At 74.5% G+C, this 1,892-nt stretch carries 3 protein-coding genes; all 3 read left to right on the top strand.

All coding sequences use genetic code 11. The annotated features are described in order from the left end of the window. Positions 1-479 (top strand): uroporphyrinogen-III synthase (locus PROKR_RS20760; RefSeq protein WP_169736495.1); only part of this gene is annotated, 479 nt, incomplete at its 5' end. Between the two features lie 79 nt (positions 480-558). Next, entirely contained in the window at positions 559-1,506 is a 948-nt protein-coding gene (hemB, locus tag PROKR_RS20765) for a porphobilinogen synthase (protein WP_051433198.1), read from the top strand. Then, on the top strand, positions 1,494-1,892 hold a 399-nt coding region (locus tag PROKR_RS20770; RefSeq protein WP_157602381.1), incomplete at its 3' end, for an aminotransferase class III-fold pyridoxal phosphate-dependent enzyme. The genes hemB and PROKR_RS20770, both read left to right, overlap by 13 nt.

Raw genomic sequence — 1,892 nt, forward strand, 5'->3', positions numbered from 1 at the left:
GGCCGGCGCCGGTCCGCTGGGCCGCCGTCGGGCCGGCGACAAAGCATGCCCTGGCCGCGCACGGGCTCTCCGTCGACCTCGTGCCGGAGACCGCGACCGGAGCCGGTCTCGCCGACACGTTCCCCACGGCACCCGGCACCGCGCCGCGGGTGCTGCTCCCGCTCGGCGATCTCGCGGCCGACACCGTCCGCGCGGGTCTGGTGGCCAAGGGCTGGGTCGTCGACGTCGTGACGGCCTACCGCACGGTCGCGCACGAGATTCCGCCGGAGCTGCGCCGACGGTACGACGTCGTCGTGGTCGCCTCCGGGTCGGCCGCCCGGCAGGTCGCCGCCCAGCTGGGACCGCAGCGCGTGGTGGCGATCGGGGAGCCGTCGGCCCGTGTAGCAGGCGACGTCGGGCACACGGTGCTCGGCGTCGCCGAAGCACCCACGGACGCGGCCCTGGCCGCGGCCGTGACCGAAGCACTCGTCAGGACCTGATGCACCAGACAGAAAGAAGGACACCGTGAGCACCACCGGGATCGTGTACCGGCCGCGTCGTCTGCGCGCCACGGCGGGCATGCGCCGCCTGGTCGCCGAGACCCGCCTGCACCCTGCCGACCTGGTCCTGCCGCTCTTCGTCAAGGAGGGGCTGACCGAGCCCGCGCCACTGGCGAGCATGCCCGGGCAGGTGCAGCACACCGAGGAGTCGCTGGTCGAGGCGGTGCGGGCCGCACGGGACGCGGGGCTGGGCGGCGTCATGCTGTTCGGCATCCCCCAGGTCAAGGACGCGAGCGGCTCGCAGGCCGACGCCGCGGACGGCATCCTGCAGCGGGCGCTGCGTGCCGCCCGCGCGGCACTGGACGAGGGGCTCGCCCCCGGCGCCGCCACCCCGGTGCTGATGGGCGACACCTGCCTGGACGAGTTCACCGACCACGGGCACTGCGGCGTCCTGACATCCACAGGGGCTGTGGACAACGACGCGACGCTCGCCCGCTACGCCTCCATGGCGGTGGCGCAGGCGAAGGCGGGCGCGGACGTCATCTCGCCGTCGGGCATGATGGACGGCCAGGTGGCGATGATCCGCGACGCGCTGGACGACGCGGACTTCCTGGACACGAGCATCCTGGCCTACAGCGCCAAGTACGCGAGCGCGTACTACGGGCCGTTCCGCGAGGCCGTGGACTCGGAGCTGAAGGGCGACCGCAAGACGTACCAGATGGACTTCGCGAACGCCCGCGAGGGGCTGCGCGAGGCCGACCTGGACCTCGCCGAGGGCGCCGACCTCGTGATGGTGAAGCCGGCCGGGTCGTACCTGGACGTGCTGCGCGCCGTCGCCGACCGGAGCGACGTGCCCGTGGCCGCGTACCAGGTCTCGGGCGAGTACGCGATGATCGAGGCGGCCGGTGCGAACGGCTGGATCGACCGTGACCGCGCCGTCCTGGAGTCGGTCACGAGCATCAAGCGGGCGGGCGCCGACGTCATCCTCACCTACTGGGCCCTCGAGATCGCGGGGTGGATCAAGTGACCGCCCCCGAGGCGAACCACGCGGCGTTCCTGCGCGCGCAGGGCGCGATCCCGGGCGGTGTGAACTCGCCGGTCCGCGCCTACGGCAGCGTGGGCGGCGACCCGCGGTTCCTCGCGTCGGCCGCCGGCCCGTACGTCACGGACGTGGCCGGTCGCGAGTACGTGGACCTGGTGTGCTCGTGGGGCCCCGCGCTGCTGGGCCACGCGCATCCCGAGGTCGTCGCCGCGGTCCAGGAGGCCGCCGCGCGCGGCCTGTCGTTCGGCGCCCCGACCGTGGCCGAGGTCGACCTCGCGGAGGAGGTGCGCCGGCGGGTCCCCGCGGCCGAGCGCGTGCGCCTGGTCTCCACCGGCACCGAGGCGACGATGACGGCGATCCGCCTGGCCCGG

This window comes from Promicromonospora kroppenstedtii DSM 19349 (genome assembly GCF_000515355.1).
In the GTDB taxonomy this organism is placed as follows: domain Bacteria; phylum Actinomycetota; class Actinomycetes; order Actinomycetales; family Cellulomonadaceae; genus Promicromonospora; species Promicromonospora kroppenstedtii.